General features: G+C 29.8%; 21 protein-coding genes and 4 pseudogenes. 14 read left to right on the top strand and 11 right to left on the bottom strand.

The window, feature by feature from the left end; translation table 11 throughout:
- Positions 1-39: 39 nt before the first annotated feature.
- A complete protein-coding gene (locus tag AJ888_RS03305; protein ID WP_002862193.1) occupies positions 40-918 on the bottom strand; it encodes an aminoglycoside 6-adenylyltransferase in 879 nt (292 codons plus the stop codon).
- A 272-nt stretch (positions 919-1,190) separates the two neighbouring features.
- Between AJ888_RS03305 and AJ888_RS03315 the strand changes: the two genes are divergently transcribed.
- Positions 1,191-2,267, top strand: a complete 1,077-nt coding sequence (locus AJ888_RS03315; RefSeq protein ID WP_002862191.1) for an NAD(P)-dependent alcohol dehydrogenase — start codon at positions 1,191-1,193, stop codon at positions 2,265-2,267.
- A gap of 2 nt (positions 2,268-2,269) precedes the next feature.
- On the opposite strand, the gene AJ888_RS03320 is transcribed toward AJ888_RS03315, so the two are convergent.
- Complete coding sequence (locus tag AJ888_RS03320) at positions 2,270-2,821, bottom strand: hypothetical protein (protein ID WP_002862190.1); 552 nt, start codon at positions 2,819-2,821, stop codon at positions 2,270-2,272.
- Complete coding sequence (gene rrpA, locus AJ888_RS03325; protein ID WP_002862189.1) at positions 2,822-3,163, bottom strand: MarR family transcription factor RrpA; 342 nt, start codon at positions 3,161-3,163, stop codon at positions 2,822-2,824.
- A 98-nt stretch (positions 3,164-3,261) separates the two neighbouring features.
- On the opposite strand from rrpA, the gene AJ888_RS03330 reads away from it, so the two are divergent.
- Together AJ888_RS03330 and AJ888_RS03335 are read left to right on the top strand one after the other, a co-directional pair.
- Entirely contained in the window at positions 3,262-3,849 is a 588-nt protein-coding gene (locus AJ888_RS03330) for an NAD(P)H-dependent oxidoreductase (protein WP_002862188.1), read from the top strand.
- 23 nt (positions 3,850-3,872) lie between these two features.
- Positions 3,873-4,769 carry a DMT family transporter gene (locus AJ888_RS03335; protein WP_002862187.1) on the top strand — a complete coding sequence of 299 codons (897 nt, stop codon included), beginning with the start codon at positions 3,873-3,875 and terminating at the stop codon, positions 4,767-4,769.
- On the opposite strand, the pseudogene AJ888_RS03340 reads toward AJ888_RS03335, so the two are convergent.
- The 4 genes and pseudogenes from AJ888_RS03340 to tupA all read right to left on the bottom strand — a co-directional run.
- A pseudogene (locus AJ888_RS03340) lies at positions 4,755-5,584 on the bottom strand (biotin-dependent carboxyltransferase family protein); the annotation flags it as partial. The gene AJ888_RS03335 and the pseudogene AJ888_RS03340 overlap by 15 nt on opposite strands.
- Positions 5,565-6,044, bottom strand: a pseudogene (locus tag AJ888_RS03345) (carboxyltransferase domain-containing protein). The pseudogenes AJ888_RS03340 and AJ888_RS03345, both read right to left, overlap by 20 nt.
- A 9-nt stretch (positions 6,045-6,053) precedes the next feature.
- Positions 6,054-6,615: pseudogene (locus AJ888_RS03350) on the bottom strand (5-oxoprolinase subunit PxpA).
- 139 nt (positions 6,616-6,754) lie between these two features.
- The gene (tupA, locus tag AJ888_RS03355; RefSeq protein ID WP_002862184.1) at positions 6,755-7,564 is read right to left on the bottom strand and encodes a tungstate ABC transporter substrate-binding protein TupA; all 810 of its coding nucleotides are present in this window, start codon (positions 7,562-7,564) and stop codon (positions 6,755-6,757) included.
- Between the two features lie 78 nt (positions 7,565-7,642).
- Here tupA and tupB point away from each other — a divergent pair, with 78 nt between their 5' ends.
- From tupB to AJ888_RS03390, 7 genes are all read left to right on the top strand, one after another.
- Entirely contained in the window at positions 7,643-8,329 is a 687-nt protein-coding gene (gene tupB, locus AJ888_RS03360; RefSeq protein WP_002871132.1) for a tungstate ABC transporter permease TupB, read from the top strand.
- A 1-nt stretch (position 8,330) separates the two neighbouring features.
- On the top strand, positions 8,331-9,326 hold the full coding sequence (gene tupC / locus AJ888_RS03365; protein WP_002862182.1) for a tungstate ABC transporter ATP-binding protein TupC: 996 nt from the start codon (positions 8,331-8,333) through the stop codon (positions 9,324-9,326).
- A gap of 137 nt (positions 9,327-9,463) precedes the next feature.
- Positions 9,464-11,437: an acetate--CoA ligase gene (gene acs / locus AJ888_RS03370; protein ID WP_002862181.1), complete on the top strand. Its 1,974-nt coding sequence runs from the start codon at positions 9,464-9,466 to the stop codon at positions 11,435-11,437.
- An 80-nt stretch (positions 11,438-11,517) separates the two neighbouring features.
- The gene (gene galU / locus AJ888_RS03375; RefSeq protein ID WP_002862180.1) at positions 11,518-12,342 is read left to right on the top strand and encodes a UTP--glucose-1-phosphate uridylyltransferase GalU; all 825 of its coding nucleotides are present in this window, start codon (positions 11,518-11,520) and stop codon (positions 12,340-12,342) included.
- Positions 12,336-13,556: a glucose-6-phosphate isomerase gene (locus tag AJ888_RS03380; protein ID WP_002862179.1), complete on the top strand. Its 1,221-nt coding sequence runs from the start codon at positions 12,336-12,338 to the stop codon at positions 13,554-13,556. Before galU ends, AJ888_RS03380 begins: the two co-directional genes overlap by 7 nt.
- A gap of 127 nt (positions 13,557-13,683) precedes the next feature.
- Entirely contained in the window at positions 13,684-14,133 is a 450-nt protein-coding gene (locus AJ888_RS03385) for a Dps family protein (RefSeq protein ID WP_002862178.1), read from the top strand.
- A 64-nt stretch (positions 14,134-14,197) separates the two neighbouring features.
- Positions 14,198-15,235: a DUF4143 domain-containing protein gene (locus AJ888_RS03390; RefSeq protein WP_002862177.1), complete on the top strand. Its 1,038-nt coding sequence runs from the start codon at positions 14,198-14,200 to the stop codon at positions 15,233-15,235.
- On the opposite strand, the gene AJ888_RS03395 is transcribed toward AJ888_RS03390, so the two are convergent.
- Genes AJ888_RS03395 through coaE form a run of 3 tightly spaced genes read right to left on the bottom strand, consistent with a single transcriptional unit; the run spans position 15,232 to position 17,289 of the window.
- The gene (locus tag AJ888_RS03395; protein WP_002862176.1) at positions 15,232-15,963 is read right to left on the bottom strand and encodes a glucosaminidase domain-containing protein; all 732 of its coding nucleotides are present in this window, start codon (positions 15,961-15,963) and stop codon (positions 15,232-15,234) included. The genes AJ888_RS03390 and AJ888_RS03395 overlap by 4 nt on opposite strands.
- Positions 15,938-16,687, bottom strand: a complete 750-nt coding sequence (dapF, locus tag AJ888_RS03400) for a diaminopimelate epimerase (RefSeq protein WP_002862175.1) — start codon at positions 16,685-16,687, stop codon at positions 15,938-15,940. The genes AJ888_RS03395 and dapF overlap by 26 nt, the downstream gene beginning before the upstream one ends.
- Complete coding sequence (coaE, locus tag AJ888_RS03405) at positions 16,684-17,289, bottom strand: dephospho-CoA kinase (RefSeq protein WP_002862174.1); 606 nt, start codon at positions 17,287-17,289, stop codon at positions 16,684-16,686. Before coaE ends, dapF begins: the two co-directional genes overlap by 4 nt.
- A 60-nt stretch (positions 17,290-17,349) precedes the next feature.
- Here coaE and purM point away from each other — a divergent pair, with 60 nt between their 5' ends.
- Positions 17,350-18,339 (top strand): phosphoribosylformylglycinamidine cyclo-ligase, encoded by a 990-nt coding sequence (gene purM, locus AJ888_RS03410; RefSeq protein ID WP_002862173.1) that lies wholly within the window; start codon positions 17,350-17,352, stop codon positions 18,337-18,339.
- A gap of 97 nt (positions 18,340-18,436) precedes the next feature.
- On the opposite strand, the pseudogene dcuC reads toward purM, so the two are convergent.
- Positions 18,437-19,810 (bottom strand): annotated as a pseudogene (dcuC, locus tag AJ888_RS03415) (C4-dicarboxylate transporter DcuC).
- A 203-nt stretch (positions 19,811-20,013) separates the two neighbouring features.
- Here dcuC and cas9 point away from each other — a divergent pair.
- From cas9 to cas2, 3 genes are read left to right on the top strand one after another with little or no spacing between them, the layout of a single operon-like run.
- Positions 20,014-22,977 carry a type II CRISPR RNA-guided endonuclease Cas9 gene (gene cas9, locus AJ888_RS03420; protein ID WP_070240634.1) on the top strand — a complete coding sequence of 988 codons (2,964 nt, stop codon included), beginning with the start codon at positions 20,014-20,016 and terminating at the stop codon, positions 22,975-22,977.
- The gene (gene cas1, locus AJ888_RS03425; protein WP_044780406.1) at positions 22,974-23,864 is read left to right on the top strand and encodes a type II CRISPR-associated endonuclease Cas1; all 891 of its coding nucleotides are present in this window, start codon (positions 22,974-22,976) and stop codon (positions 23,862-23,864) included. The genes cas9 and cas1 overlap by 4 nt, the downstream gene beginning before the upstream one ends.
- A complete protein-coding gene (gene cas2, locus AJ888_RS03430; protein WP_002797817.1) occupies positions 23,857-24,288 on the top strand; it encodes a CRISPR-associated endonuclease Cas2 in 432 nt (143 codons plus the stop codon). The genes cas1 and cas2 overlap by 8 nt, the downstream gene beginning before the upstream one ends.
- Positions 24,289-24,764 lie beyond the last annotated feature (476 nt).

Here is a 24,764-nt window from a genome sequence, read left to right on the forward strand (position 1 = left end):
AAACAATAATAACATATTTTAATTTGAATAACGGTTACTTTACAATTTTCTTAAAATTTTGCAATATTTTTTTACATTTTTTCGATAAGAAAAAAGCTTAAAGTCATTCTTTTTTGCTACAAATTTGGTGTTTTTGTGAAATAAATTTTCAAGCTTTTTTCTTGTTTTTTCAATTTGTTCAAGTGAAGTAGTATTAAAAGAATTTAAGATAATTTTTATTTCTTTTTGCTTTAAAAAGTTTAGAATATCAGTATTTTGTTTACCTAGCCAAATTTCAAAACCAAATTTAAGCCCCACTTTAAAACTAAGCATATCAAAAAGTGTTTCACGCATAGAATTTAACAAATAATTTGACATTATAAATTGTTTTCTTAAAAGAGCTTTTTCTAATTTTGTAAAAGTAAAATAAAACTCATTGTATATTTCATCAAAATCTTTTTCTGTTGGTTTCTTAATGCAAAAAACATTCTTATTTTGAGTTTTCTTAAATCTTTGATCTTTATCTATAAGCGTTTTGCTTAAAGGTTCAAATTTATAATAATGTTTCAATGATTTTAAGGGGATAAATTTAAAGTCTATTCTCACTCCATTTTTAAAAATTACCAAAAAACTCACCCAATTTTTAGGCAAATCAGCTTTATAGAATTCAAAGCTTTCAGGCGCTTGATAAAATAAAATTTTTCCAAATTTTTTAATAAATTTAGGTAATTTTGCTTTTTTGATATCTTTGCTTTTGTTTAGGTTTAATAATTTTCTCAAATTTTTAGATTTTAGAAAAAATGAAATATCATAATCTTGATATTTATCCTTTTTAGCTTTCTTATTTACTCTTGAACCTTCAAGTGTTATAAGACGAATTTGCTTATAAATAAAAGCAATATTTTTAATTTTTTCTAAAATTCTTTTTTCGCTTTGCATCTAAAAATTCCTTTTTAAAAAATCTTAAAAGTTTTATATTTATATAATAATGATTTTTATCCATTTTGATATATTTTAAAAATATTAAATTTTTATAAATTTTTAATATTTTAAAATTTCTAAAGATTTTTAACATTATAAAAAAATACGTTAAAAAATCAAAAAATTTTAACACATCAAGTATTTTTCTAATTTTTAAAAAATTATTTTCTCTCTTGACTTATAGCTACTCTAATGTTTTATAATTATAAAAAATCAAAAAAGGAGCAAAAATGCAATACAAAATTTTAGAAAACAATCGCATCGCAAGTAAAGGCTATGCAATGCTTAGTAAAGATGCGAAATTTACACCCTTTGAATTTAGCCGCCACGCTATTGGCGATAATGATATTTTGATTAAAATCCTATATGCAGGCATTTGTCATAGCGATATTCACACCGCAAGAAGCGAGTGGGGGGAAGCTACTTATCCTTGCGTGCCTGGGCATGAGATAGCAGGAGAAGTTATCGCTGTGGGTAAAAATGTGAGTAAATTTAAAGTAGGAGATTACGCAGGGGTTGGTTGCATGGTAAATTCATGCGGTGAATGCGATGCTTGCAAACGCTCACAAGAGCAGTTTTGCGAAAATGGCAAAACCATCTTTACTTACAATAGTTGTGATGTATTTCACGGCAATGAAAACACTTATGGGGGCTACTCAAACAACATAGTTGTAAGTGAAAAATTTGCCATTTGTGTGCCAAAAAATGCACCGATGGATAAGGTTGCACCTTTGCTTTGTGCGGGCATTACCACTTACTCGCCTTTAAGATTTTCTAAGATAAAAGAAGGTTCAAGCGTTGCTATAGCAGGATTTGGCGGACTTGGTATGATGGCTGTAAAATACGCTGTTAAAATGGGTGCAAAGGTTAGCGTTTTTGCTAGAAATGAAAACAAAAAAGCCGATGCTTTGGCTATGGGTGTAAGCTCATTTTACATAAGCACTGATAAAAACGCCGTAAAAGAACGCTTTGATTTAATCATCTCAACCATTCCAACGCCTTATAATCCTGCAATTTATTTAGATTTGCTTAAATTTGGTGGCGAAATGGCTATAGTTGGCTTACCTCCTGTGGAAGATAAGGTAAATATAGGCATAAACGAGCTTGTGCATAAGGCAGGTAAGAAGGTTTATGGTTCGTTAATTGGCGGTATTGCTGAAACTCAAGAAATGCTTGATTTTTCTTTAAAACATGGAATTTATCCAGAAACCGAGCTTATTACCCCACAAGAAATCGATAAAGCATATGAAAATCTAACCTCAGGAAAGGCTAAATTTCGCTATGTCATTGATATGAGAGATGAGTAAATTTAAGGCTCTTTAAGAGCCTTAAATTTGTGCCAAGAAATGAAAAGCAAAATCGCACTAGCGCCCAACATAAAAAAGCCAAAAAAGGCGTTAAAATAACTTACAATTAAAGCCACAATAAAAAATTTATATACAAATAAAAACTCGTTCCAAGAACTAATTTTAGCCATTGTTTTAAAATGAAAATAGCCTAAAATAAAAGCAAGAGTGGTAAAAAATGCACAAAAATAAAATGCTAATTTTCCTTTTGTTTGTGAAAATAAAAAATTATTATATTCTATATAACATTGATAAAAACCAAAACTTGCTAAAACACAAAATAAAAATCCTAAAAAAATTAAAGCAAAGCTTATGCTTTTAAGCTTGAAAGAAAGCAAAATAATACTTAAAAAATAGAGTAAAATTCCACAAATCATACTTATAAAAATCAATGTCAAAATAATAATATTTCTTTCTTCTATAAAATAATCAAAAAATAAATAAAAGCATAAAGCAATACTTAAAGCAAATGCAAAAATGGCTAAAAATGCTAAAATTTTTATAGTTTTTATCATTTATTTTCCTTGTAATTTTTTATTTTCTTCTTCCCAATCGCACATTGCTTGTAAGATAGGAATTAAACTTTGTCCGCGTTTGGATAAGCTATATTCTACCTTGGGTGGAATTTGAGCGTATTCTTTTCTGATAATTAAACCATCGTTTTCTAGTTCTCTTAAGGTATTGGTTAAAGTTTTAAAAGATATGGAGCTTAAAAAGCGTTTGAGTTCATTATAACGCACGATTTCATAGCGAAATAAGCAGTATAAAATACTCATTTTATATTTTCCATTAATTAATGCTAGAGTATAGTTAAATCCACATTCTTCGAAATTGCACTGAGAATTCTCTTTAGTCATTTAACATTCCTTTAGTATAGTATCTTACTTTATTTCTTGTATTGAAAATGACATCATGTTAAGTTATAATTGTATCATAAATTTAAAAAAGGATAAAAATGAAAAATATACTCTTGCTTAATGGTGCTAAAGAATTTGGAAGTTCAAAAGGACAGCTTAATTTGACATTGCATAATCATGCTTTAGAAATTTTAAAAACATTAGGATACGAAGTAGATCAAACTCACATAGATCAAGGATATGATCCTAAAGAAGAGATACAAAAATTTATAAAAGCTGATGTTGTGATCTATCAAATGCCAGCTTGGTGGATGGGCGAGCCTTGGATAGTTAAAAAATATATCGATGAAGTGTTTGGTTTGAGTGCTGGAATACTTTTTAAAAATGATGGAAGAACTCATGAAAATCCTAGTAAAAACTACGGAAAAGGTGGTTTAGATCATGGTAAAAAATACATGTTTTCTCTCACTTGGAATGCACCTCTTGAAGCCTTTAATGATAAAAATGAATTTTTTGAAGGAAAGGGTGTAGATATGGTGTATTGGCATTTGCATAAGGCTCATGAATTTATAGGTATGAAAGCTTTACCAACTTTTATGTGTAATGATGTGGTAAAAAATCCTCAAGTGGAAAAATATCTAAACGAGTATGAACTACACTTGAAAAAAAATTTTAAAAAAAATTGACTTAAAAATTTCAAGGTGTAATATTGACTCGAACAAAGTATTTGTATATCTTGCTTGTTTTAGCTATGTTTTTATGGGGCTCATCTTGGCCTACTTCTAAGATTTTATCAGCTTATGCTGATACTTCTGTGATTACTTTTTGGCGTTTTTTCTTTGTTTTGCTAGGCTCTTTGATGGTATTAGGCTTTTTAAGAATTCCTTTAAGGCTTGAAAAATCTATTTTAAAATGGGTGCTGATAGCAGGAATTTTAAATGGGTTTTATACTTTTGTATTTTTTATTGCCATTAAGCATGGTTTAGCTGGAAAAGGCGGTGTTTTGGTTACAACTATGATTCCTATTTTTTCTTATTTTATATTTATGACAGCGATATTATTTCAAAAAGATAAAAAATCAACTCACAAGATCACAAAGAGTGAAATTTTAGGATTATTTTTAGGTTTATTATCTGGATTTTGTTTGCTAAATTTAGGGAGTTTAGAAGATTTATTTGGTAAATTTAATATTTTATTTTTAACTTGTTCTTTTATTTGGGCTTTGATAGCAGTGTTTAATCATAAAGCCAAAGGAGCTCACCCTTTGACGATTAACTTTTATATTAATCTCATTTCTGTTTTAATGTTTTCTTGGGTATTGTTTGGTGCAAAAAGTTATGAAATTTTTCATTTTGAATTTAAATTTTGGATCAGTATGTTTGTCGTTGCTTTTTTATCAACTATTATAGGTACTAGTATTTATTATTATGGGATTCACATTTTAGGAAGCGTTAAGGCAAATTCTTTTATTTTAATTACCCCTGCTAGTGCTTTAATTTGCAGTTATTTTATACTAGATGAGGTGCCAAATGCACTTACCTTGTTAGGTTGTGCCTTGGCTATAGGTGCTATATATTTTATCAATATTTATGGCAAAAAAGCTTAGATCATTTTCTATAACCGTGGCTATTTTTGTATAGCCTCCTGTGCTTTGTCTTGCTGCCATTAAAACGATAGGAATACCACTTTTTGGCACTTGTATGCTTCCAAAAACCGCAGGATCTGAGATGATATCTGCTGAGTTTTTATGCTCTATACTTTTGCTAGATTCTGCATAAATTGCTATTCTATCGCTTTTTAAACCCACTTTATAAGTAGTATTTAAAAAAGTATCTATGCCTTTTTGAGTAAAAGCATCTTCATTTGTTCCTAAAATAACGCATATAATAGGATCTTATGAGCTTTTAAAATAGGATTTTCACATTCTCTAGCTTCTAAATTAAAAGGTGTAAAAGTATCATGAGTATTTAAAATATCATCTTTTTGCAAAGCTCTTCCTTTAAAAATTCCAATTCCCATTTTAGCATCACTGGATTTAGAGTTTAAAAAACTTTTTACTTCAAAACCACCTGCTACGCATAAATACCCACGAAAACCTATTTTTACTAAACCAAGTTCTAAAATATCGCCTTTGTTTGCTTTATACACCTTGCAAGTTTTTATTTTTTGATTATTAAGCTTTGCCTCAAATTCAGCTCCACTTAAAACAAAATAATTCTCATCTAAAAATTTATATTTTCCACCCTTTAAACAAAGCTCAATTCCTGCTTCATCTTGTTTGTTTCCAAGCAAGATATTTGCCATTCTTAAAGCATCTTCATCCATAGCCCCACTTCTTGCTATGCCAAATTTAGCAAATTTTTTTCTACCAAAGTCTTGCAAACTTGAATTTATAAAGGCTTCAATGATTTTTATACTCATAAATTTCCTTTTGATAGACTTTTTTAGCAACTTGCTCTTGGATCTCAAAAAATTCATCTTTTGAAATGGCTTTAAATTTTAAAAACATACCCGCTTTTAAAAAAGAAAGTCTTTCATCTAAACCTCCAAGATAAGGAAAACCTGCCATAAAACCTAGCATAAAAACAAGATAATAAGGCTTAGTGTGAAGAGATATAAGTTCTTCTTTTTAAATTTGATTGAAATTCTAAATCCAGCCCAAATTCTTCATCGAATTTAAAGAAAGCACGCAAGGATTAAAATATATAAGCAAGCTTGCATAAGCACTTATCAACTCATCAATATTATAAATTTCACCTTCTTTTAGGGCTTTTTGTATCCTTTGTTCCGTGCTTAAAACATAAGCATTGATTTGAGGTGAAATTTCTTGTTTAAAAAGCAAAAGCAAAGCCTTACTTCCATTAAAATGCACACTAAACATTGTTAAAACCTATATAAAATTTTCCAAAGCACAAATTTGAATTTGTTCTTTTTCTAAATTTTCTTTGATTTTTTTAACAAATTCTAAAGCTTTTACATTATCCCCATGAACGCAAATACTATCCGCTTTTAAATCAATTTCTTTGCCATTTATGCTTGTAACTTTGCTTTCTTTTATCATTTTTACAACGCGTTTATCGCTAAATTTTTATCAATAGCTGCTATATTATAAAGTGCGCCATGAGCTTAAAATATTATATTTTCATACCTTTTGTCTTAGTAAAGCCAAAGCTCCTAGTTGATACAAGGCATAGTTTTTAGCCTCTTCAAAGCTTATTTGCATATTGCGTCTTCCAAAACCCAAAAGATCAGGATAAGATGGGTGTGCTCCTATGCAAACACCATTTTGCTTGGCTAAATTTAAGGTCTTATCCATTACACAAGGATCACCCGCATGAAAGCCACAGGCGACATTTGCTGAGCTTACAAATTTTAAAATTTTTTTCATCCATTCCCATTTTATAGGTGTCAAAACTTTCCTCTAAATCACTATTTAAATCTACTTTGAACATTATTTGACCTTGTATATTTAATTATTGATTTTATTGTATCTAAAGAAGAATTTTAAATAAGCTGAAAGTTTTGAAAAATAAATAAAAAAGTTACAATAAGTAAAAATAATATTTTAAGCAGGCTAAAACCTGCTTAATTTTAATCTTTCCTTGTTTTTGCATCAACTACGAATAAAGGTTTATAGAGCAGTTTAAATCCGCTAATAAAACTTAAAGTATCGTCACTTGTAAGCCAATTGATAAATTTTTTAGCTTCAGTATAATTAACATTTTTGCAATGTTTAGGATTTGTTGCTATAACAGAATAAAAATTTTTAAGGCTATCATTACCTTCATTTACAATGACTAAACTTGGATTTCCTTTTTCACTGGCTTCATATTTGATATAAGTGCCACGATCAGTTAAAATCACACCTTTTTTTTCTTCAGCGATTTTAATGCTTGCTAGCATACCTTGTCCACTTTGTTGATACCAGTTTTCTTTTTCAGGCACACCACCAAGATCTTTCCAAAGACTTTTTTCTTTATTATCAGTACCCGATTTATCGCCTCTTGAGATGAAAGTGAGTTTTTCATTTTTGATAAGTTCTAAACTTTCTTTTAAATTTTTGCCTTTAAATTTAGAAGCTATTGATTTATCCGCAATGATGATAAAATCATTATACATCACAGGGGTTCTATCCACGCCAAAACCTTTTTTTATAAATTCTTTTTCTGCTTTTGGAGAGTGTACAAAAAGTACATCAGCATTGCAATCTTCACCCATTTTTAAAGCCGCACCTGTTCCTACTGCAACCCATTTTAAGGTATTGCCGCTTTCTTGTTCATAAAGAGGCTTTAGAGCATCTAAAAGTCCTGTATTGTCAGTGCTTGTTGTGGTTGCCATTTTAAGTTCTGCTGCACTTGCACTTAAAGCTAAAGCAAGGGCTAAAGAAATGATTTTTTTCATTTTTTCTCCTTATAAATTTACATAAAAAAATATTTTAGCATAATTATGCTAAAATTACTTATTTTAAAAAGGATATTTTTGGATTATATTTTTGATGGTTTTAAACAAGCTTTATTTTTACTTTTTAATGCTGATGAAAGTGTAATTTCAGCTATAAAAACTACACTTTTAAGCTCAAGTATTTCTATAGTTTTAGCTTTGCTCATAGGTTTTCCTTTGGGATTTATCTTAGGCTTTTTTGATTTTAAATTTAAACGCTTTATAAAACTTATCATAGATACTAGCCTTTCTTTTCCAACAGTTGCGGTAGGACTTATACTTTATGCACTGATTTCAAGTCGAGGACCTTTGGGAGAATTTGGACTACTTTTTACTATAAAGGCTTTAATTTTAGGGCAGTTTATTTTAGCACTTCCTATAGTGATCGCACTTTTTTCAAATTTGATAGAAAATATGAATAAAAAACATTTTTTACTTATAAAATCTTTTCACCTAAGTCCTTTAAAACTTGTTTTAATGATGATTTATGAATTACGCTTTGCTTTGATTAGCGTCGTTGCACTAGCTTATGGACGCATTGTAGCAGAAGTAGGAGTAGCGATGATAGTGGGTGGAAATATTAAATACGACACTAGAACCATAACCACGGCTATTTCTCTTGAAACCAACAAAGGCGAATTTGCTAGTGGTATAGCTTTGGCTTTGGTTTTAATTCTCATTGCCTTTTGTTTAAATTTCATTACACACAAACTTAAAAGAACATAAAATGATAGAAATTTCTAATCTTTTTTTCAACTATCAAAACAAAGAAGTTTTAAAAATTAAAAATTTAAAACTTGATACAAGTAAAATTAGCATCTTAATGGGAACGAATGGAAGTGGAAAATCTACATTTTTAAGAATATTAAAATTTTTAGAAGGAGATTTTTCAAAAAATATTTCTTATTTTGGAAATTTTAAACTTAATAATAAACAAAAGCGTGAAATTTATTTGCTTTTTCCAGAGCCTATTTTGTTAAATCGTAGCGTAAGGGCAAATTTTTTATTTACTTTAAAAACTTATGGGATTAAAGAAGATATCGAAGAACGTATAAAAGAAAGTTTGATGTTTTTAAATTTAGATGAAAGTCTTTTAAGTAAATATCCTAATGAACTTTCATCAGGACAAAGTCAAAAAATAGCTTTTGCTATAGCTTTAAGCGTAAGAGCGAAGTATTATTTACTTGATGAACCGAGTGCTTTTTTGGATAAAAATACTACGCTTTTATTTAAAAAAGCTATTCTTAAAATGCACGAAAATTTCAATACAGGTTTTTTAATCGCAAGCCATGATAAACATTTTTTAGATTCTTTGGCTCAAAAAAAACTTTATTTACACAGTGGAGAAATTTTAGAATTTGAAAATACTAATGTTTTTGAGCTAGAAAATCAAGGTGTGAAATTTTGTAATTTTATAGATTTTAGTAATTGTAAAAAATATAAAGATTTTAAAAAACCTCCAAGTAAAATTGCAATTGATCCTTATAAAATTTCTTTTTTTAATTCTAAAAATATCCCAAAAAATAATTATGAGTTTATTTTAAAAAAATGTTATATTATAGCACTTAGAAGTAGGAAAAGTGATGTTTTTATAAGGGTAAGTTGTATGGATAAAATTTTAGAATTTGCTTTAGAAAAACAAGAATTTTTAAAATTCGATTTAAAATTATACGAAGAACTCAGTCTTTATTTTTATGAAGATGCAATATGTTTCTTAAATTAACATACATTATAAAATTTAAATAAAATATTACAAATATTCCCATTTTTTATAAAATTTATCTTAATTATTTTTTAAATTTGTATTTAATATAAATAAACTCTTATATAATGTTTAAAAATAACCATAAAGGAGTTTTTATGCTTAATCAAAATAATCAAGAGCTTTTTAAGCCAAGTAAAGAATTTTCTCGTAATGCTCGTATAAAAAATTTATGTGAATACTATGATTTATGCGATGAAGCTAAAGAAGATTTTGAAGGTTTTTGGAAAAGACAAGCACTTGAGAAGATCGAGTGGTTTTCGCCTTTTTCAAGAGTGCTAAACGAGGATAAAGCTCCATTTTATAAATGGTTTGAAGGTGGAACTTTAAATGTAAGCTATCAATGTCTTGATCGTCATATGAAAACAAGACGCAATAAAGCTGCTTTGATTTTTGAAGGTGAAATGGGGGATTATGAAGTTTATACTTATAGAAGATTATTGCATGAAACTTGTAAGGCAGCCAATTTGCTTAAAAAATTCGGAGTAAAAAAAGGCGATAGGGTTGTAATTTATATGCCTATGATTCCAGAAACAGCTATAGTAATGTTAGCTTGTGCAAGGATTGGGGCTATTCATAGTGTCGTATTTGGAGGGTTTTCTCCTGAAGCCTTAAGAGATAGAATTATAGATGCAGGAGCTAAACTTGTGGTAACGGCTGATGGTGCTTTTCGTCGTGGCAAACCTTATATGTTAAAACCTGCAGTAGATAAGGCTTTAAGTGAAGGGTGTGAAAGTGTAGAAAAAGTACTTATAGTTATACGCAATAATGAGCCTATAGAATATATTAAAGGAAGGGACTATGTTTATAACGAACTTGTGAAAAATGAATCTTATAAGTGTGAACCCGAAATCATGGATAGCGAGGATTTGTTGTTTTTGCTTTACACTTCAGGATCAACGGGCAAGCCAAAAGGAGTTATGCATGCAAGTGCAGGATATATACTTTGGGCACAAATGACTATGGAATGGGTTTTTGATATTAAAGATTATGATAATTATTGGTGTAGTGCTGATGTGGGTTGGATTACAGGACATACTTATGTAGTTTATGGGCCTTTAGCATGTGGAGCAACGACTATAATGCATGAAGGGACTCCTACTTATCCAAATTCTGGGCGTTGGTGGAGAATGATAGAAGAGTATCAAATAAGCAAATTCTACACTTCGCCAACTGCCATAAGAATGCTTCATGCTGATGCACCTGATGAGCCAAGAAAATATGATTTAAGTACGCTTGAAGTGCTTGGAACGGTTGGAGAGCCTATAAATCCTAGTGCTTGGAAGTGGTTTTATGATGAAATAGGGGGAACTAAAAGTCCTATAGTCGATACTTGGTGGCAAACAGAAACAGGTGGACATATGATCACGCCTTTGCCAGGCGCTACTCCTTTAAAACCAGGTTGTGCCACCTTGCCTTTACCAGGAATTTTTGCAGAAGTTATTGATGAAGAAGGCAATAAAAAAGATGAAGGTGAAGATGGATTGCTTTGTATAACTAAACCCTGGCCTTCGATGATTCGTGGAATTTGGGGTAATGATGAACGTTATATAGAAAGTTATTTTTCTCAAGCTAAAAAAGATGGAAAAGCTGTATATTTTAGTGGCGATGGCGCTTTTTACGATAAAAATGGTTATATTACCATCACAGGAAGAACAGATGATGTGGTTAATGTTGCAGGACATCGTATAGGAACGGCTGAAATTGAAAGCGCTATTGCTAAACATCCAAGTGTAGCAGAATCAGCTGTAGTGAGTATTTTGGATGCGATTAAGGGCGAGTCACTGTTTGCTTTTGTGGTTTTAAGTCCTGCATCCAGTTGTGATCTTGGCGGAGCTATAGAAACTTTAAAAGAACTTAATGACATTTTAAGAGTAGAGATAGGACCTATAGCTAAAATAGAAAAAATTCTTTATACTCCAGGTTTACCAAAAACTAGAAGTGGTAAAATAATGAGAAGAATTTTAAGAACCATAGCAAGAGGTGAAGAAATCAAACAAGATATTTCAACGCTTGAAGATTCTGGAGTAGTAGAAACCATTGTTAAATTAGCTAAGGCAGAGTTTGAATAACAAGCAAAAAGAACTTTGCCTTGTTGCATAAAAATTCATAAAAATAAGCTATAATGATAAAAAAATAAAAGGAAATTTTTATGCTTCAAACTTGTATTTTCCCTGCGGCAGGTTATGGGACGAGATTTTTACCTGCAACAAAAACTTTACCTAAAGAGATGTTACCTATCTTAACCAAACCTTTGATCCATTATGGGGTTGATGAAGCTTTGGAAGCAGGAATGGAAAATATGGGATTTGTAACAGGACGTGGAAAAAGAGCTTTAGAGGATTATTTTGATATTTCTTATGAACTTGAACATCAAATTTCAGGTACAAAAAAAGAATACTTACTTGATGAAATTCGTTCTTTAATCAATCGTTGCACCTTTACTTTTACAAGACAAAATCAAATGAAAGGTTTAGGTGACGCGGTTTTAAAAGGTAAACCTTTAGTTGGCGATGAAGCTTTTGGCGTAATTTTGGCTGATGATTTGTGTGTTAATGAAGAAGGCTTAAATGTTATGGCTCAAATGGTAAAAATTTATGAAAAATATCGCTGCACCATCATAGCTGTGATGGAAGTACCAAAAGAACAAGTTTCAAACTATGGAGTAATTTCTGGAAATTTTGTAGAAGAAAATCTTATTATGGTTAATTCTATGATAGAAAAACCAAGTCCTGATGAAGCTCCAAGTAGTCTTGCTATCATAGGAAGATATATTTTAACTCCTGATATTTTTGGAATTTTAGAAAATACTAAAGCAGGAAAAAATGGCGAAATTCAACTTACCGACGCGCTTTTAACTCAAGCAACCAATGGTATGGTTTTAGCTTATAAATTTCAAGGGAAGCGCTTTGATTGTGGAAGCGTAGAAGGCTTTGTAGAGGCGACAAATTATTTTTACGAGAAAAGTAAATGTTAAACAATACACTTTTTTTTAAGCAAAGTGAAATTCACACTATAAGTTCTTATGCAAATCGTATTAATGATGAGGTAAAAAGTGGAGATGTAGGGTATTATCATCTTATTGACACAAGTTTGAATTTAATCGATGAGAGCTTGAAATTTATTCAAGATAAAGAATATGTAAAAAATATCGTTTTAGTGGGAATGGGAGGTTCAAGTTGTGGTGTAAAAGCCTTGCGCGATATGCTTTTTAATGAAAAAAGCAACCAAAGAGAGCTTTTTATACTCGATAACACAAGCTCACATTCTTTTAATAAGACTTTAGAAAAAATCAAGCTTGAAGAAAGTTTGTTTTTAATCATCAGTAAAACAGGTAGCACTATAGAAGTCGTATCACTTTTTAAACTTCTTATTGAACATTTTAAACTTGATATGCAAGAATTAAAAAAATACTTTGTTTTTATTACTGATAAGGATTCAAAACTTCATAAAGAAGGTGAAAATTTAGGTATTAAATGCTTTTTTATCCCTGCAAATGTAGGAGGTCGTTTTAGCATACTTTCAGCCGCGGGTATAGTTCCACTTTGTTTTTGTGGCTATAATGCCAAAGCTCTTTTAGAAGGAGCTAAAGCTTGTTTTGAAGATTTTTTTACTCGCAAAAAAGATGAAATTTTACAAAAGGCTTATCATTATTGCACACACAAAAATGCCAATATCAATGTGCTTTTTTCATATAGTGATGCTTTTAAAGGCTTTAACGAATGGTATATCCAGCTTATTGCTGAAAGTTTAGGTAAAAAGCAAGGCTATAAACGTATAGGTTTAACTCCTATTGCACTCATTGGTGCAAGAGATCAGCATAGTTTTTTACAACTCATTATGGATGGACCTAAAAATAAAACTGTAACTTTTTTAAAAATCAAAGACGCTCAAAAAGCACCTATTATCCCTGATATTCATTTTAAATTTTTAGATTCTTTAAGTAATAAAGTCAATCTTCACGAACTTTTAAACGCTCAATGTGATGCAACTATGCATGCTTTAATCGCTGAAAATTTGAGTGTTGATGTGATAGAATTTGAAAAACTTGACGCTTGGCATGCGGGATATTTGATGTATTATTATGAACTTTTTACTTCAACTTGCGGTGTTATGCTAGGGATTAACACTTATGATCAACCTGGTGTGGAAGTTGGAAAGTTGATCTTAAAAAATATATTAAATTCTTAATCAAAATTCATTAAAAAAAGAGTATAATGATTTTAAGTTAAAATTATAATAAAAATTTTTAATTAATAATAATTATTATTTAAGAATTTTATGCTATAATTTTAAAAATCAAAAAAAGGAGTCAATCATGTCAGTTACAAAACAATTATTACAAATGCAAGCAGATGCTCATCATCTATGGGTTAAATTTCATAATTATCATTGGAATGTAAAAGGTTTGCAATTTTTTTCTATACACGAGTACACAGAAAAAGCTTATGAAGAAATGGCAGAACTTTTTGATAGTTGTGCTGAAAGAGTTTTACAACTTGGCGAAAAAGCTATCACTTGCCAAAAAGTTTTAATGGAAAATGCAAAAAGTCCAAAAGTTGCAAAAGATTGCTTTACTCCGCTTGAAGTCATAGAACTGATCAAACAAGATTATGAATATCTTTTAGCAGAATTTAAAAAACTCAATGAAGCAGCAGAAAAAGAAAGTGATACCACAACAGCTGCTTTTGCACAAGAAAATATCGCAAAATATGAAAAAAGTCTTTGGATGGTAGGCGCTACTTTACAAGGTGCTTGCAAAATGTAATTTAAGGGGCTTTATGCCCCAATTATACAAACTAGGTTATAATATCCTTTTTTAAAGAATAAAATTGAAAGTGCTTAATTTTTTTTATGAAAACCACCCTAAATTTGAAGTAAGTTATGAAAGAAAAATTCAAATTTCAAAACTAAATATTATCATAAAAGGCCCACGATTTTGTGGTAAAAAAACGCTTATTTTTAATTTTTTATCTCAATTTAAAGCAAGTGAAATTTTGTTTTTAGATTTATATGATACACGTTTTGAAAAACAAAGTTTAGAAAGACTTGCTGATTTTTTGAATGAAAATTTACAAATTAAAATTCTTTGCCTTTATAATTTGGATTTTATCCCTAATTTAGAAAAAATTAAAATTCCCATCATCTTAAGTACAAATATAAAAGATTTAAATATAAATGGGTTTGAAGAACTTGAACTTGATTATTTTGATTTTGAAGAATTTATTAGTGTAAGTAAGAAAAATTTACCTATAAATAATTTAGTAGGTCTTTTTTTGCAAAGTGGACGGAGTAAATTTGGAGAAAAAAACATACTTTTAAGACAAAGCTTTACTCTTTTAGAATTAGAAATTTTAAAGTATTTAGCTTTAAATTTGGGTCAGCAAATCAGTATTTCTAAGATATTTATAGAACTCAAAAAAAGATTAAAAACTTCAAAAGATAGTGTTTATCAAGCTATAAAAAAATTAGAAAATACTTATGTGATCTATATTTTAAAACATGATGAAAAAAAACTTCAAAAGATTTATTTTAAAGATTTTGGCCTAAGAAATAATCTTTGTATTTCAAAGGATTTTTCACATTTATTTGAAAATTTAGTTTTAAGCGAGTTGTTTAAATTTAAAGAAGAATTTTTTTATAACAAATACTTTAACTTTTATAGCCAAATATCTAAAATTGCTTATATTTCAAGTCCAACTTTAGATATTGATTTGATCAAGCTACGTGCTAAGAAAATTTTACCAAAGGCTTTAGAACTTGGAATTTTTCATGTGATTTTTATCACTCTTTCAAGCGAGGATAGTTTTTTTGAGCAAGGGATTAAATTTGAAGTCATATCTTTTGATAAATTTTCACTTGGATTTTAGGCGTTGTTTGATTTTGTATCGTATTTTTCAAGGTTGTATCGTTTGATGATTTTTGTAATAAGATTGATATAATATCCCTTGCGTTCAGAATAAGAATCTAAAGTTTTAATAGCCTCTAGCCCTGTTATCTCTTTGTCTTCGCTTTCAAATTTAGCTCTTACATCGCGAAACTTTTCATAAGCAAAATGACGATTTAAATTTAAAACATAAGAGTCAACACTATCTTGCAGACTATCAAAAATTTTAATTTTGTGTTTTTTATCTGGATGTCTTAAATCAGGAATTAAACCTTTCTCACCCCAAGTCCATTCTCCAAAAAGATTGTTTGCTTCTCTTGCGAAGCGACTGGTACCTGTAGCACTTTCAACTAAAGCTTGGGCTATACCCATGGATTTTGGAATTTTTTGAATACGTTTTTTATATTCTGCAAAATCATAAAGATTTTCAATGCGATATTTGTTTTTTATCGTGATAAGTTTTTCAAGATTTATTTGGTTTGAAGTCCTAAAGCCTGTTTTGTAAGCATCTTTAAAAAAGGCTTCGATAAAGGCTCTTTCTTGTTCAATTTTTTTAAAGCTTTGATCAAACATTTCATTCATTTTTATAAAAAAAATTTGTCTTTTTTGATCTATATCAAGTTTGTAATATTCCTCTCCAAATCCACTCTTTAGATCATCAGCAAAAAGTGGGATTAGAAAAAGACTAAGAAAAATTATAATTGGCTTCAAAACAATACTTTACCTTTCCCTCAAAAAACAATTCTTCATTTTTATATGTAAACCCCACCTCTTCACCACTTTTAGGAGTTATTTTAACTTTATTTTGTACTTTTTTATTTAAAAATGCCAGATAAAAACAAGCCCCCATTCCTGTGCCACAAGCTAAGGTTTCATCTTCAACTCCGCGTTCATAGGTGCGAACTTTTAAATGATTTTCATCTAAAATTTTTACAAAATTGACATTGGCATTATATTTTTGTCTCATTTTTTGACAAAGCATTGTATCAAATTCATCTAAATTTTGACAAAAATGTACTAGATGTGGAACTCCAGTGTCGCAAAATTGCCAAGTTTTTCCTAATTCTTCAAAAGTATTTTGCACGCTTTTTATTTTGCCTAAAGATACTTCAACTTTATCTTGATTTACTTTTGCTTTTATTACTCCTGCGCCAGTTAAAAAACTCATGTTAGGATTTATTTTGTTAATATGATGTGCAAAATGTGCCGCAGCCCTTGAGCCATTGCCACACATAGCAGCCCTTGAGCCATCGTTATTATAAAATTCCCATTCAAAATCGTATTTTTCATGAGGCAATATCACGATAAAGCCATCCGCACCTATACCCTCATAACGATTACAAAGTTCTTTAGCTAAAACACTTCTATCTTCTTTTCTATCAGCATTTGTTATGACAAAATCATTCCCACTTGCACAATATTTATAAAATTTCACATTTTTCCTTTGGAAATTTCTTGTATTACTTTAACACATTCTTGCCTAAAATCGGCATAAGAATTAGTATTTTTAATGATAAAATCTGCTTTTTTAAGTTTTTCTTCAATATCTATTTGAGAATCAAGTCTTGCTTTTGCAGCTTCTAAGCTGAGCTTATCTCTTTGCATGATTCTTTTAAGGCTTAATTCTTTGGGTGTGTAAATTACTATGACTTTGCCTAAATTTTCATAAGCACCGCTTTCAAAAAAAAGAGGAATTTCTGCAAAAAAAGCTTTATTTTCTTTATCTAGAATTTGCATTTGTTCTAAAATTTTAGCTCGAATTTTAGGATGAGTGAAATTTTCTAAGATTTTTTTAGCTTCTTTATTGTTAAAAACAATTTCTCCAAGGATTTTTCTATCGATTTTCTTTTCTTTTGTGAGTAAATTTTTTAAGCTAAAGGGAGAAAAAATCTTTTCAAGTTCTAAAGCATTTTCATCTAAAATTTCATGAGCGATTTTATCTGCATTAATGCTTTTAAAGCCTAAAGAATTCGCTATTTCTATAAAGGTGCTTTTACCACAAGCAATTGAAGCGGTTACAAAAAAAGCATTTTTCATCTTATGCCTTATTAAAACTTTTTTCGTTAAAATACCTTTTTAGTTCTTAAAGGAAAATAAATGAAAATTTCATATGAAGATGCAGGCGTAAGTATAGATAATGGAAATGCCTTTGTAGAGGCTATAAAACCTTTGGTTAAAGAAACTTTTAATGATAATGTTGTAGGTGGAATTGGTTCTTTTGCTGGTGCTTTTAGAATGCCAAGTGGTTTTAAAAAGCCTGTGATTTTAGGTGCAACAGATGGGGTTGGTACCAAGCTTCGCTTGGCAATTGATGCTAAAAAATATGATACTATAGGGCAAGATTTAGTAGCAATGTGTGTGAATGATTTGATTTGTAATTTTGCTACGCCTTTGTTTTTCCTAGATTATTATGCTACAGCCAAGCTCGAAGTAGAAGTAGCAAAGGCTGTTGTATCAGGCATTGCCAAGGGATGTAAGATGGCAAATTGTGCATTAATCGGCGGAGAAACTGCTGAAATGCCTGGAATGTATGCAAAAGATGATTTTGATCTTGCGGGTTTTGCAGTGGGTATGGCTGAAGAAGATGAGATTGATAGAAGTAAATTTGTTAAAAATGGTGATATTTTATTGGCACTTCCTAGTTCAGGACTTCATTCAAATGGTTATTCTTTAGCTAGAAAAGTACTTTTTGAAAGTTTAAAATTAAAATTTGATGACAAGATAGAGGGTAAAAATTTAATTGATATTTTGTTAGAACCTACAAGGATTTATGTGCGTGATTTTCTTACACTAAAGCCTTATATCAGTGCTCTAGCTCATATTACAGGGGGTGGTTTAGTAGAAAATTTACCACGCGTTTTACCTCGTGGTATGGGTGCAACTATACGTAAACATCATCTTAAAACTCCTGAAATTTTTTATACTATAGGACAGGCTGTAGAAGAAAGCGAAATGTATAGAAGCTTTAACATGGGAGCGGGTTTAGTAATGGTTGTAGATCCTTCTAATGTAAGTAAGGTTTTGGAAAATTCAGATGCCTTTATTATCGGCGAAATTTGCATTAATGAAGGTATTGTTTTAGAATGAAAATAAAGCGTCAATACGCTTTATTTGTGTATTTTAAGTTCTATTTTTGCAGTGTTTTGTTCTTTTGGCAAAGGATTGGTTTGTGCTAGATAAAAGGCTACAGTACATTTACAAGCATAGCGATAAGTAAAAGAGGAGTGGTTCGTTTTATAATATCCATTGGAGCTACTTTTGCAAATCCAGCTAAAGCTATGATTCCGCCTGCTATTGGTGAAGCTGCACGACCTAAGCAAGATGCAATTTCTATAGGTAAAACTAGAGTAATAGGTGCAACGCCTAATTTCATAGCTATATCAGGAGTTAATTTTCCAAAAGCATTAAAAGCAGCAACTCTACTCCCCATAATCACTATGGCAAAATAAACTAAAAAGCTTAAAATAGCTATACTCAAAAGAATTCCAAACCATGCAAAATTTCCTGTTCCAAGATTTGAAACCGCGTTACCAAGGATATTAACTCCACCAAGTGCTTTAATGCCTTCAGCAAATACTCCAGCAGCGATGATTATGCTTACGACTGAGATAAAAATTTCAGCCATAGCTTTTAAAATCACCATCATGTCTTCGCCTAATTTTCTAGCATTTCTGTGTCTTGCAAATTCAACAAGAAAAACTAAAGAAATGCTTACAAAATTTGCTGTCGCAACACCGAGCTTGATAGTAAAAAAATACGCTGTAAATAAAAATACAACAGGTAACCAAGGAAAGAGTATGTAAAAAGTGGGACATTTAGGATCAATGATTTGTGGAATTTCAACTTCATCATTTAAAACACCTTTTTCTTTATCTCTTTTATCAATCCAAGTAAAATAAAAAGGAATCAAGATGACAATAACTACAACATAGGCAATCACACTATAAATTTGGTAATTTAAAAAAAGCCCTACGACATTATCACTTTGTCCTACCATATCTGCCATATTGATTGAATTTCCATCTTTTGGACCATAATCAAGTGCAATTAAAGAAAGCACACATACAGCTATAATAGGACGGATTTTAAGTGAGATTAAAACAGAGATTAAAACAGGATAAATACATGCTAACAAAAGTAAAAGTAATCCAGCATAGCTAAAAATGACGATTTTTAAGCTATTTCAACAACAAAAGTTCCACTTAAATCAAGTATTTATTTTTGATTTTCCTAAGGGTTTATTTGCTAAAAAAGCAAGTTTTGCCGAAGCATTGATATGTTTCATATAAGCAGCAAAACCTGCCACACTCATGATAATAAGCTCTACTCTAGAAAGCTGGCTTTTAAAAGTTGCTGTGATAAAAGCTAAAATATTTAAAAAGCTTGCATGTTCTCTGCTTGGGGCTTTTGGTATAGGTGTTCCTGTGATGTAAAAAGCAAAAATAAGCAAGATAATACCTGAAAGAAAAAATACAAAAATGGGATTGTATTTTTTGAGTATATAATAAGCAACGACAATTACCGCTAAAAGTGTAGAACATATCATAAAAATTGGCATGATTTCTCCTGAATTTACAGCTTATGAATTTAATTTTAGCTAAATTTTTAAATAAAAAATATTTTTTATTTAAAAATTACTTATTTTTTGTATTGCAAAATTAACATATGTATAGTTTGGTTACTGAAAAATTTATATTTACATAAAAAATGATTTTTGTATTATAATTATAAATAAATCATAAATGTCACAAAGGATTTAGTATGGCAAGAATTTTGGCATTTGATATAGGTATAAGCTCTATTGGTTGGGCATTTAGCGAAAATGATGAGTTAAAAGATTGCGGAGTTAGGATTTTTACAAAGGCTGAAAATCCTAAAACAGGAGAATCCCTAGCCTTACCAAGACGCCTTTCAAGAAGTGCTAGAAAACGCCTTGCTAGACGCAAAGCAAGGCTAAATCACTTAAAACATTTAATCGCAAATGAATTTAAGTTAAATTACGAAGATTATCAAAGCTTTGATGAAAGTTTAGCTAAGGCTTATAAAGGCTCTTTAATTAGCCCTTATGAGTTAAGATTTAGAGCTTTAAACGAGTTTTTAAGTAAGCAAGATTTTGCAAGAGTGATTTTACATATTGCAAAAAGGCGTGGCTATGATGATATTAAAAATAATGGTGATGAAGAAAAAGGCGAGATTTTAAAAGCTATCAAGCAAAATGAAGAAAAATTAGTAAGTTATCAAAGTGTAGGCGAGTATCTTTATAAAGAGTATTTTCAAAAATTCAAAGAAAATTCCAAAGAATTTATAAATGTTAGAAATAAAAAAGAAAGTTATGAACGCTGCATAGCGCAAAGTTTTTTAAAAGACGAATTAAAGCTTATTTTTCAAAAACAAAGAGAATTTGGCTTTTCTTTCTCAAAGAAATTTGAAGAAGAAGTGCTTAGTGTAGCATTTTATAAAAGGGCTTTAAAAGATTTTTCTCATTTGGTGGGAAATTGTAGTTTTTTTACTGATGAAAAAAGAGCGCCAAAAAATTCGCCCTTAGCTTTTATGTTTGTAGCGCTTACAAGAATTATCAATCTTTTAAACAATCTTAAAAATACTGAAGGAATTTTATATACAAAAGATGATTTAAACACGCTTTTAAATGAAGTTTTAAAAAACGGCACTCTAACTTATAAACAAACAAAAAAGCTTTTGGGCTTAAGTAATGATTATGAGTTTAAAGGAGAAAAAGGAACTTATTTTATTGAGTTTCAAAAATACAAAGAATTTGTAAAAGCCCTAGGTGAGCATAATTTAAGCCAAGATGATTTAAATGAAATAGCAAAAGATATTACCCTTATAAAAGATGAGATTAAACTTAAAAAGGCTTTAGCAAAATATGATTTAAATCAAAATCAAATTGATAGCTTAAGCAAATTGGAATTTAAAGACCATTTAAATATAAGTTTTAAAGCCTTAAAACTTATCACTCCTTTAATGCTTGAAGGTAAAAAATACGATGAAGCTTGCAATGAGCTTAATTTAAAAGTAGCAATTAATGAAGATAAAAAAGACTTTTTACCCGCATTTAATGAAACTTATTACAAAGATGAAGTAACTAATCCTGTGGTTTTAAGGGCGATTAAAGAATATAGAAAGGTCTTAAATGCCTTGCTTAAAAAATACGGTAAAGTGCATAAAATAAACATTGAATTAGCAAGAGAAGTAGGTAAAAATCACAGTCAAAGAGCTAAAATAGAAAAAGAGCAAAACGAAAACTACAAGGCCAAAAAAGACGCCGAACTTGAATGTGAGAAACTAGGCTTAAAAATAAATAGCAAAAATATTTTAAAATTAAGATTATTTAAAGAACAAAAAGAATTTTGTGTTTATAGTGGAGAAAAGATTAAAATTAGTGATTTGCAAGATGAAAAAATGCTTGAAATTGACCATATTTACCCTTATTCTAGAAGTTTTGATGATTCTTATATGAATAAAGTTTTAGTTTTTACCAAGCAAAATCAAGAAAAACTTAATAAAACCCCCTTTGAAACCTTTGGCAATGATAGAGTAAAATGGCAGAAAATTGAAGTTTTAGCAAAAAATTTACCTACTAAAAAGCAAAAAAGAATTTTAGATAAAAACTACAAAGACAAAGAGCAAAAAGACTTTAAAGATAGAAATCTAAACGATACTCGCTACATCGCAAGGCTTGTTTTAAACTATACTAAAGATTATTTAGATTTTTTACCTTTAAGTGATGATGAAAATACAAAATTAAACGACACACAAAAAGGTTCAAAAGTGCATGTAGAAGCAAAAAGCGGTATGCTAACATCCACTTTAAGACACACTTGGGGCTTTAGCACTAAGGATAGAAATAACCATCTTCATCATGCCATCGATGCAGCAATTATTGCTTATGCAAACAACTCTATCGTAAAGGCTTTTTCAGATTTTAAAAAAGAGCAAGAAAGTAACACTGCAGAACTTTATGCAAAAAAAATTAGTGAATTAGATTATAAAAACAAAAGGAAGTTTTTTGAGCCTTTTAGTGGTTTTAGGCAAAAGCTTTTAGATAAAATTGATGAAATTTTTGTCTCAAAACCTGAGAGAAAAAAGCCAAGTGGAGCTTTACATGAAGAAACATTTAGAAAAGAAGAAGAATTCTATCAATCATACGGCGGAAAAGAAGGAGTTTTAAAAGCCCTAGAGCTTGGTAAAATCCGCAAAGTAAATGGTAAAATGGTTAAAAATGGCGATATGTTTAGAGTGGATATTTTTAAACACAAAAAGACAAATAAATTTTATGCTGTGCCAATTTATACCATGGATTTTGCTTTAAAAGTATTACCAAATAAAGCCGTGGTGCAAGGTAAAGATAAAAAGTCAGGTCTTATAAAAGATTGGATTTTAATGGATGAAAATTATGAGTTTTGCTTTTCTTTATACAAAGATAGTTTGATTTTAATTCAAACTAAAGATATGCAAGAGCCAGAACTTGTTTATTATGAAAGGCTAGATAGCTCAAATGCTAGCCTAACTGTTTCAAAACACGATAATAAATTTGAAACGCTAAGCAAAAATCAAAAAATATTGTTTAAAAATGCAAATGAAAAAGAAGTAATCGCAAAAAGCATAGGAATTCAAAATCTAAAAGTATTTGAAAAATACATAGTTTCAGCACTTGGAGAAGTGACAAAGGCTGAGTTTAGACAAAGAGAAGATTTTAAAAAATGAGTTACGATGAAGCTTTTAAAACACTGCTTATTAGCTCTAATGCCAAGCTAAATTTAGAGCTAAATCATCTTGTGATTAAGCAAGATGAAAATGTAGCAAAATTGTTTTTAAAAGATATAAACATCATCGTTTTAGAAAGCTTGCAAGCAAGCCTGAGTTCCGCACTTTTTAACGCTTTTGCAAAGCATAAAATCATCTTGCTAACCTGTGATGAAACTCATAGTATAAATGGTGTTTTTACTCCTTTTTTAGGGCATTTTCAAAGTGCAAAAATCGCAAAAGAGCAAATGAATGTAAGTGCTCAAAAAAAGGCTATTTTATGGCAAAAAATCATTAAAAACAAAATCCTAAATCAAGCCTTTGTTTTGAAAAAACACAATAAAATAGAGCAAAGCAATGAGCTTATAAATTTGGCTAAAAAAGTAACCTTAAATGATAGTAAAAATATTGAAGCTGTTGCGGCGGTGTTGTATTTTAAAACTTTGTTTGGTGCTTCTTTTTCAAGAGATGAGCTTTGCTTTGAAAATTCTGCTTTAAATTATGGCTATGCAATCATTAGGGCTTGTATTATTAGAGCAGTTTGTATCAGTGGACTTTTGCCTTGGCTTGGCATAAAGCACAATAATATTTATAATTCTTTTGCGCTTTGTGATGATTTGATAGAAGTGTTTAGGGCTAGTGTTGATGATTGTGTTTTAGAACTTGTGGGTGAAAGTGAGTTTTTAAACAAAGATGACAAAAGAGCGTTGATTGGTCATTTACAAAGCAAAATCAATTTTGATGGGCAAAATTATCCTTTAAATAGAGCGATAAATCATTATGTGGCAAATTTTAAAAATGCTTTATTGTATGAAGATGAACTAAAGATAGTGAAATTTGATGATTGAAGATAAATTTATGCGTGTGCTTTTGATGTTTGATGTGCCAACTAAAAGTAAAAAAGAGCAAAAACTAGCAAGTAAATTTAGAAACAATCTTATAAAATTAGGTTATTTTATGCTGCAATTTAGCGTTTATATGCGTATTTGCAAGGGTTTAAGTTCCGCAAAAAGTTCTATTGAAAATGTAAAAAAGATTTTGCCACCTTATGGAAATGTAAGGGCTTTAATCATCACTGAAAAGCAGTTTGATAAAATGGAGCTTTTGCTTGGTGGCATAGTTTTTAACGAAAAAGTTAATAACGAAACTAATTTAACGCTTTTTGATATAGATAGTCATGGAGAATTTAAATACAAAAATTCAAATAATGAAGAAATTCAAATAAACAAAAAACAAGAAAAATATCACCAGCAAAATTTATTTGAATTTTAAAAGCGGTTTTAGAGGATTGTAACCCCGCAGAGTCCCGCAAACTCTTTATTTTAGTCCCTTTTTAAATTTCTTATGAGATTATAGCATAATTTTTGCTATTTTTATTAAAAAACCCTGAAATTTTCATTATCTGGTAAATATCTATTTTACCATAAAGAAATTTAAAAAGGGACTAAAACTGCAAGTTCTGTGGTATTTTTGCTTTTTCTATTTTACCATAAAGAAATTTAAAAAGGGACTAAAACTTTGTTTTCAACTTTTGCATTAGCTTTATTATTTTCCATAAAGAAATTTAAAAAGGGACTAAAACAAATTATGGAGTTAATTTTAATATCAGTAAATTTTACCATAAAGAAATTTAAAAAGGGACTAAAAACCCTAGTGGATTGAAACTCCGCTAGGGCTAATTACTCCACTAAAAGGAGGTTGCAAATTTGAAATTTATTGAAATTTATGGTTGATTAAAATCGAAATAA

The organism is Campylobacter sp. BCW_6467, from assembly GCF_001762855.1.
GTDB lineage: Bacteria > Campylobacterota > Campylobacteria > Campylobacterales > Campylobacteraceae > Campylobacter_D > Campylobacter_D jejuni.

Bases quoted from the DNA above. Each gene is read 5' to 3' on its own strand.
- galU (WP_002862180.1), top strand. From the start codon at position 11,518: ATGCTTCAAACTTGTATTTTCCCTGCGGCAGGTTATGGGACGAGATTT.
- cas2 (WP_002797817.1), top strand. From the start codon at position 23,857: ATGATTGAAGATAAATTTATGCGTGTGCTTTTGATGTTTGATGTGCCA.
- acs (WP_002862181.1), top strand. From the start codon at position 9,464: ATGCTTAATCAAAATAATCAAGAGCTTTTTAAGCCAAGTAAAGAATTT.
- tupC (WP_002862182.1), top strand. From the start codon at position 8,331: ATGATAGAAATTTCTAATCTTTTTTTCAACTATCAAAACAAAGAAGTT.
- cas9 (WP_070240634.1), top strand. From the start codon at position 20,014: ATGGCAAGAATTTTGGCATTTGATATAGGTATAAGCTCTATTGGTTGG.
- AJ888_RS03320 (WP_002862190.1), bottom strand. From the start codon at position 2,821: ATGATAAAAACTATAAAAATTTTAGCATTTTTAGCCATTTTTGCATTT.
- cas1 (WP_044780406.1), top strand. From the start codon at position 22,974: ATGAGTTACGATGAAGCTTTTAAAACACTGCTTATTAGCTCTAATGCC.
- AJ888_RS03385 (WP_002862178.1), top strand. From the start codon at position 13,684: ATGTCAGTTACAAAACAATTATTACAAATGCAAGCAGATGCTCATCAT.
- rrpA (WP_002862189.1), bottom strand. From the start codon at position 3,163: ATGACTAAAGAGAATTCTCAGTGCAATTTCGAAGAATGTGGATTTAAC.
- AJ888_RS03330 (WP_002862188.1), top strand. From the start codon at position 3,262: ATGAAAAATATACTCTTGCTTAATGGTGCTAAAGAATTTGGAAGTTCA.
- coaE (WP_002862174.1), bottom strand. From the start codon at position 17,289: ATGAAAAATGCTTTTTTTGTAACCGCTTCAATTGCTTGTGGTAAAAGC.
- AJ888_RS03315 (WP_002862191.1), top strand. From the start codon at position 1,191: ATGCAATACAAAATTTTAGAAAACAATCGCATCGCAAGTAAAGGCTAT.
- AJ888_RS03305 (WP_002862193.1), bottom strand. From the start codon at position 918: ATGCAAAGCGAAAAAAGAATTTTAGAAAAAATTAAAAATATTGCTTTT.
- tupA (WP_002862184.1), bottom strand. From the start codon at position 7,564: ATGAAAAAAATCATTTCTTTAGCCCTTGCTTTAGCTTTAAGTGCAAGT.
- purM (WP_002862173.1), top strand. From the start codon at position 17,350: ATGAAAATTTCATATGAAGATGCAGGCGTAAGTATAGATAATGGAAAT.
- AJ888_RS03380 (WP_002862179.1), top strand. From the start codon at position 12,336: ATGTTAAACAATACACTTTTTTTTAAGCAAAGTGAAATTCACACTATA.